The sequence below is a fragment of the Acidobacteriota bacterium genome (genome assembly GCA_034211275.1).
Classification (GTDB): domain Bacteria; phylum Acidobacteriota; class Thermoanaerobaculia; order Multivoradales; family JAHZIX01; genus JAGQSE01.
On record JAXHTF010000276.1, the window covers coordinates 1 to 6,727 of the forward strand.

A 6,727-nucleotide genomic window follows, 5' to 3' on the forward strand; every position below is an offset into this window, starting at 1 on the left:
GGCGCCGAAGAAGCGCTTGGGACGGTGCAGGGCGTTGGCGTCGATACCGCCGGAGAGCACCTTGCCGGAAGGCGGCTGAACGGTGTTGTAAGCGCGGGCCAGTCGGGTGATGGAGTCGAGGAGGATGACCACGTCCTTCTTGTGCTCCACTAGCCGCTTGGCCTTCTCGATCACCATCTCGGCGACCTGCACGTGGCGAGTGGCGGGCTCGTCGAAGGTGGAGGAAACCACCTCGCCCTGCACCGAGCGCTGCATGTCCGTGACCTCCTCGGGGCGCTCGTCGATGAGCAGCACGATGAGCACCACCTCCGGGTGGTTCTTGGCCACCGAGTGGGCCAGGGATTGGAGCAGCATGGTCTTACCGGTACGCGGCGGCGCCACGATGAGAGCGCGCTGGCCCTTGCCCATGGGGGTGGTGAGATCCATCACCCGGGAGGACATGTCGCCGGAGACCTCGAGCTTGAGGCGATCCAGGGGATAGAGGGGAGTGAGGTTGTCGAAGAAGATCTTGTTGCGCGACACCTCGGGGTGCTCGAAATTCACCGCCTCGACCTTGATCAGGGCGAAGTAGCGCTCCCCCTCCTTCGGCTGGCGTACCTGGCCGGAGACCGTGTCACCGGTGCGCAGGTCGAAGCGCCGAATCTGGCTCGGGCTGACGTAGATGTCGTCCGGGCCCGGCAGGTAGTTGTACTCCGGCGCGCGGAGGAAGCCGAAGCCGTCCGGCAGACACTCCAACACCCCCTCGGCGAAGATCAGCCCGCTCTTTTCGGTCTGCGCCTGGAGAATCTTGAAGATCAGCTCCTGCTTGCGCATCCCGGCGGCGCCTTCTACCCCCAGCTCCTTGGCGACCTCGGTGAGCTCAGAGATACTCATCTCCTTGAGGGCCCGGATGTCCAGGGCGTCGGAATTGTCTTTCTTCGACTTACGTTGTGCGGCTCTTGGCATTTTCTTCCTCATTTACGCCGTCCGTTCCTTCTGTGACCGCAGATGGGTGTCGATGACTCCCCAAAGCTCTTTCATGCCATCGCCGGAACGTGCCGAAACCGGAATGACTGGAATCTCCTCCCCCGCCTGAAGAGCTCGCCGGATTCCGTTCATGGAAGCCTGACGGCGGTTGCGGGAGAGACGGTCGGTTTTGGTCGCGGCGACGACGATATCGGCGTCGTAGCCGCGCAAATAACGCCAGGCTTCCTGATCCAGAGTCGTGGCGCCCACCTTTGCATCGACGAGCAACACGACCAGAGCACCGGGAAACGCGTCACGGCAGTAGTCATCGACCAACACCGCCCACGCCTGGCGATCCTTCATGCCGGCTTTGGCATAACCATAGCCGGGCAGATCTACGAAATAGAACCGGTCGTTGACCAGGAAGTAATTGACCATCCGGGTCCGGCCGGGAGTGGAGCTGGTCCGCGCCAACCCCTTGCGTCCGAGCAAACGGTTGAGCAGGCTCGACTTGCCGACGTTGGAGCGTCCCACGAAGGCCACCTGAGGGCGGTCGTCGCGTAGAAGCTCGCGGTCTGACGGAGCCGAGCGGACAAACTCCGCGGAATTTACTTTCAACGTCTTCGCAGTCCAATCTCGCCGATCATGGCTGGTATGGCCTCATCCGAGGGGAACCGATCTTCCCTTCAGCACGGCCATCGGAAGTAGATCGAGGACCGAGAGGTCCCGAATCAGCTACCGTAGCGAGCTATGGCGGCGAGTCGAGGAACTGAAGCTCGCTTTGCGAACTTGCATCGAAGCCCTTGCAACGGGGAGAAACTGCAAACTATGTTCCAGAAACCCTCGAGGCGGGCAGCGATCTCTTCAAAAGCTCTGAGAATTCGGGTGTGGAGCTCCAGGTTCTGAACCGGATCGTACCGGAGCCGATACCGGGGAAACCCGGTGAGCTCCGAACCTTAATGAGCCAGAGAATCGGATCCTACGGGAGGCTCGGGGGAAGCTTCATCATAGCCACCCTCGGCTTTGGTAGCCAGCGCGGGCACCTCGGCGTCGAGGGCGATCCGCAGGACCTCGTCCATAGATTCTACAAGATGAAATTCCAGGACGTCCCGTACTTCGACCGGAATGTCGTCGACATCCTTCTCATTTTCCTTTGGCAGGATGACTTCGGAGATTCCGGCCCGGTGGGCTGCTAATACTTTATCCTTGATTCCGCCAACAGGCAAGACCTTGCCCCGGAGAGTGATCTCTCCGGTCATGGCGACATCCTTGCGCACCGGCACCTGAGTGAGGGCGGAAACCAGGGCGGTGGCCATGGTGATGCCGGCGGACGGACCGTCCTTGGGGATGGCTCCCTCGGGGACGTGGATGTGCAAATCGTTGGTCTCGGAAAAGTCCGGGTCGATGCCCAGCAGATCCGAGCGGCTGCGCAGATAGGAGACGGCAGCGCGGGCGGATTCCTGCATCACCTCGCCGAGCTTGCCGGTGAGGGTGAGCTTGCCCTTGCCCTTCATCAGGCCGACCTCGGTCTCCAGCAGCTCGCCGCCGGTCTCGGTCCAGGCGAGGCCGGTGGAGACGCCCACCTCCGGCGTTTCGGTGAGGCGCCAGGGGCGGAACTTCTGCTTGCCCAGATAGTCGGTGAGCATGTCCGGCTCGACGGTGACGTGGAAGCCCTCGCCCTCCTTGACCACCCGGCGGGCGATCTTGCGGCAGATGGAGGCGATCTCGCGCTCCAGGTTGCGCACGCCGGCCTCGCGGGTGTACTTCTCCACCAGGCTGCGGATGGCCTCGTCGTCGAAGTCCACCTTCTCGGTGTCCAGGCCGTGGTCGGAGAGCTGCTTCTCCACCAGGAAGCGCTGGGCGATCTGCAGCTTCTCGGTCAGGGTGTAGCCGGAGAGCTGAATCACCTCCATGCGGTCCCGCAGGGGCGCCGGAATGGTGTGAACGACGTTGGCGGTGGCGATGAACATGACCTTGGAGAGGTCGTATTCGACATCCAGGTAATGATCCACGAAGGCGTCATTCTGCTCCGGGTCGAGGACCTCCAGCAGCGCCGACGAGGGGTCGCCCCGGAAGTCGGTGGACATCTTGTCGATCTCGTCCAGCAGGAAGACCGGATTGACCGTGCCGGCCTTCTTCATCATCTGGATGATCTGGCCCGGGAAGGCGCCGATGTAGGTGCGGCGATGACCGCGAACCTCCGCCTCGTCGCGCACGCCGCCCAGGGATAGGCGGACGAATTTGCGTCCGGTGGCGCGGGCGATGGACTTGGCCAGAGACGATTTGCCGACGCCCGGAGGGCCGACGAAGCAGATGATGGAACTCTTGGTCTGCTGCCCCACCAGTCGGCGGACGGCGAGGAACTCGAGGATGCGCTCCTTGATCTTGTCGAGACCGAAGTGGTCGGAATTGAGCACTTCCTCGGCCTTGTCGAGATCCTTCTGCTCGCGGCTGCGCTTCTTCCATGGCACCGAGACGAGCCAGTCGATGTAGTTGCGCGACACCGTCGCCTCCGCCGACACCGGCGGCATGGCCTCGAGGCGCTTGAGCTCTTGCTCCGCCTTCTCTTTGGCGTCCTTGGGCAGGCCCGCCTTCTCGATCTTTTCCTTCAGCTCGGCCATCTCGTCGCCGCGCTCGTCCTTGCGCCCCAGCTCCTGGTGGATGGCCTTGATCTTCTCGTTGAGGTAGTACTCCTTCTGGGCCCGCTCCATCTGCTTCTTGACCTTGATGTTGATGCGCTTGTCGATGTTGATCTTCTCGACTTCCACATCCAACAGGTCGTGGAGCACCTGCAGGCGCTCGTAGGGGTTGACCAGCTCCAGGAGGGTCTGCTTCTCGGCGGTGGTGACCACCAGGTGGGCCGCCAGGGTGTCGGCGAAGCGGTCCGGGTCGTCCACCTTGAGGGTCGACATCAGGCCTTCGAAGGCCAGGTGGTGGGACATCTTGGCGTATTGCTCGAAGGTGCCCAGGACCTTGTTCATGTAGCGCTTCAGCTCTTCGCTGGCGGGGTAGTCGACGGTGTAGGTCTCGACCTCGGCGGTGAGGGCGCCTTCATCCTCGCGGATCTCCAGCACTTTGCCGCGCTTGACCCCTTCCACCATCACCTTGACGTTGCCGTTGGGCAGCCGCAGGTTCTGGATCACCGTCGCCACGACACCGATCTCGTAGGTGTCCTCGCCCCCGGGCTCGTCGACCTTGGGATCTTTTTGAGCTACCAGGAAGATGCGCTTGCGCGGCGACGCGAGGGTCCGCTCCAGAGCCCGAACGGAGCTCTCCCGCCCGACGATGAACGGCGCCATCATGTGGGGGAAGACCACCATGTCCCGCAGGGGGACCAGGGGCAGAGTTTCGCGCTGTGAACTTATGTAAGTAGATCCCATGTTGGCTTCGCTCCTCAGCCCGCTTTCTTGTATAGCTCGATGGGGTGGATGCGGCTCTCCACCACGGTCTCGTCGACCTTCAACTGGGTGATGCCCTCCTCCGAGGGGATGGTGTACATCAGGTCGAGCATCAGGTCTTCGAGAATGATTCGTAGGCCGCGGGCGCCTACGCCGCGTTTGAGGGATTCCTTGGCGATGGCCTGCACCGCCCCGTCGGTGAAGCTCAGCTCCACACCCTCGAACTCGAAGATGGTCTGGTACTGGCGCACCAGGCTGTTCTTAGGCTCGGTGAGGATGCGCACGAGAGCTTCTTCGTCCAGGTTCTCCAGGGTCGCCACCACCGGCAGGCGGCCGACGAACTCAGGGATCAACCCGTACTTGATCAGGTCCTCCGGCAGCGCGTGCTTGAGCATCTCGACGCTGGAGACCTCTTTGCGACTGCGCACCTCGGCACCGAAGCCCAGGCTCTTCTCGTTGAGCCGCTGGCCGATGAGCTCCTCGAGGCCGACGAAAGCGCCGCCGCAGAGGAAGAGGATATTGGTGGTGTCGATCTGCAGGAACTCCTGGTGCGGGTGCTTGCGGCCGCCCTGGGGCGGCACGTTGCACTGGGTGCCCTCGAGGATCTTGAGCAGCGCCTGCTGCACGCCCTCGCCGGAGACGTCGCGGGTTATGGAGGGGTTGTCCCCCTTGCGGCAGATCTTGTCCACCTCGTCGATGTAGACGATGCCCCGCTGGGTCTTCTCTTTGTCGTTGCCGGACGCCTGGTAGAGCTTGAGGATGATGTTCTCGACGTCCTCGCCGACATAGCCCGCCTCGGTGAGGGTGGTGGCGTCGGCGATGGTGAAGGGCACCGAGAGCAGCTTGGCCAGGGTCTGGGCCAGCAGGGTCTTGCCCGTACCGGTAGGACCGATGAGCAGGATGTTGGATTTCTGCAGCTCGATCTCGCCATGCGCCCGCTCGGCGTAGTCGATGCGCTTGTAGTGGTTGTAGACCGCTACCGCGAGCTTCTTCTTCGCCTGCTCCTGCCCGATGACGTATTCGTCCAGCAGGGCCTTGATCTCCATCGGCTTGGGCAGGGCGGTGTCCTGCTGCTGCTCGAGCATCCGGTCCTCGGCAATGATGTCGAGACAGATGTCGACGCACTCGTCGCAGATGAAGACGGTGGGGCCCGCGATGAGCTTCTTGACCTCGCGCTGGCTCTTATTGCAGAACGAGCACCTCAGAACCTCATCATTGTTGTCTTTCTTGGGCATCTCTCCTCCGTGGCAGTTGACTGCCGGGGCATTTGGGTACGGGCTGAAGCTATCGTAGGTTTGGCTCCGACCTACGTCAACCTCGCTACTAGGAACAGAACCCCGTCCCGAGACTATTCCTGGACCCTACGGATCCGGTTCCGGGTGATCCCCCGGACGGCGTTGATGGAGTCCCCTCATACAAAGAGGTGCTCAATCCGCCTTTTTGCGCGACATGATTTGATCCACCAAGCCATATTCGACGGCCTCTTCCGCACTCAAAATCTTATCGCGCTCGGTGTCGTGGTGGATTTCCTCCACCGTCTTACCGGTGTGGAAGGCCAGCAGCTCGTCGAGCTTGGCGCGCATCGCCAACATGTCCTTGGCGTGAATCTCGATGTCGGTCTGCTGACCGCCGATGCCCTGAATCCAGGGCTGGTGGATCAGCACTCGGCTATTGGGCAGCACGGTGCGCTTGCCCTTCTCCCCCGACGCCAACAGCACCGCCGCCATGGACGCGGCCTGGCCGACACAATAGGTGGCGACGCTGGGCTTGATGTACTGCATGGTGTCGTAGACCGCCAGCCCCGCACTGATGGAGCCACCGGGAGAGTTGATGTAGAGGGCGATGTCCCGCTCCGGGTTTTCGGCCTCCAGGAAAAGCATCTGAGCGATGATCAGGCTCGCCACATCGTCGTCGATGGGGCGTCCGAGAAAAACGATGTTGTCCTTGAGCAGCCGCGAATAGATGTCGTACGAGCGCTCTCCGCGATTGGTCTGCTCGACCACCATGGGCACCAGCATGTTCGAATCTCCTTATCGGTGTACCGGTGGAGTCTCCGGCGCGCGTCGGCGCCGCTCCGACACCGGCCTCATTCAATCAACTCTCGGGACTGCTTGTTCACGAGCCCGTTCACGAAACGATTCGCCAAGCCTGTCCGCGAGGGTGCCCGACGACGAGCGCTGAATCGCCCCGGGGCACCTCTTCATCATACGGGGGCTCAGCCCTCGGCGTCGTCCTCGTCGACCTCTGAAGCCTCCGGCGCTGCCTTCTTCGACTTCTTGGCGGCGCTCTTCTTGGCGGGCTCTTTCTTGGCGGATTCCTTCTCATCAGCCTTGTCAGAGCTCTTCTTGGCGGGCTTCTTCTTCGCGGCACTGGCCTTCGGCTTC

Annotated in this window: 5 protein-coding genes; all 5 read right to left on the reverse strand. The window is 62.3% G+C overall.

Features of this window, described 5'->3' with window-relative positions:
- Positions 1–897 (reverse strand): transcription termination factor Rho (rho, locus tag SX243_24590; GenBank protein MDY7096166.1); only part of this gene is annotated, 897 nt, incomplete at its 3' end.
- 60 nt (positions 898–957) lie between these two features.
- Positions 958–1,563: a ribosome biogenesis GTP-binding protein YihA/YsxC gene (gene yihA, locus SX243_24595; protein MDY7096167.1), complete on the reverse strand. Its 606-nt coding sequence runs from the start codon at positions 1,561–1,563 to the stop codon at positions 958–960.
- A gap of 338 nt (positions 1,564–1,901) precedes the next feature.
- Positions 1,902–4,325, reverse strand: a complete 2,424-nt coding sequence (gene lon / locus SX243_24600; GenBank protein MDY7096168.1) for an endopeptidase La — start codon at positions 4,323–4,325, stop codon at positions 1,902–1,904.
- Positions 4,326–4,339: 14 nt separating this feature from the next.
- Positions 4,340–5,578 (reverse strand): ATP-dependent Clp protease ATP-binding subunit ClpX, encoded by a 1,239-nt coding sequence (gene clpX, locus SX243_24605; GenBank protein MDY7096169.1) that lies wholly within the window; start codon positions 5,576–5,578, stop codon positions 4,340–4,342.
- A gap of 192 nt (positions 5,579–5,770) precedes the next feature.
- Positions 5,771–6,361: an ATP-dependent Clp protease proteolytic subunit gene (locus tag SX243_24610; GenBank protein MDY7096170.1), complete on the reverse strand. Its 591-nt coding sequence runs from the start codon at positions 6,359–6,361 to the stop codon at positions 5,771–5,773.
- Positions 6,362–6,727: the final 366 nt, after the last annotated feature.

Bases quoted from the DNA above. Each gene is read 5' to 3' on its own strand.
- lon (MDY7096168.1), bottom strand. From the start codon at position 4,325: ATGGGATCTACTTACATAAGTTCACAGCGCGAAACTCTGCCCCTGGTC.
- clpX (MDY7096169.1), bottom strand. From the start codon at position 5,578: ATGCCCAAGAAAGACAACAATGATGAGGTTCTGAGGTGCTCGTTCTGC.
- SX243_24610 (MDY7096170.1), bottom strand. From the start codon at position 6,361: ATGCTGGTGCCCATGGTGGTCGAGCAGACCAATCGCGGAGAGCGCTCG.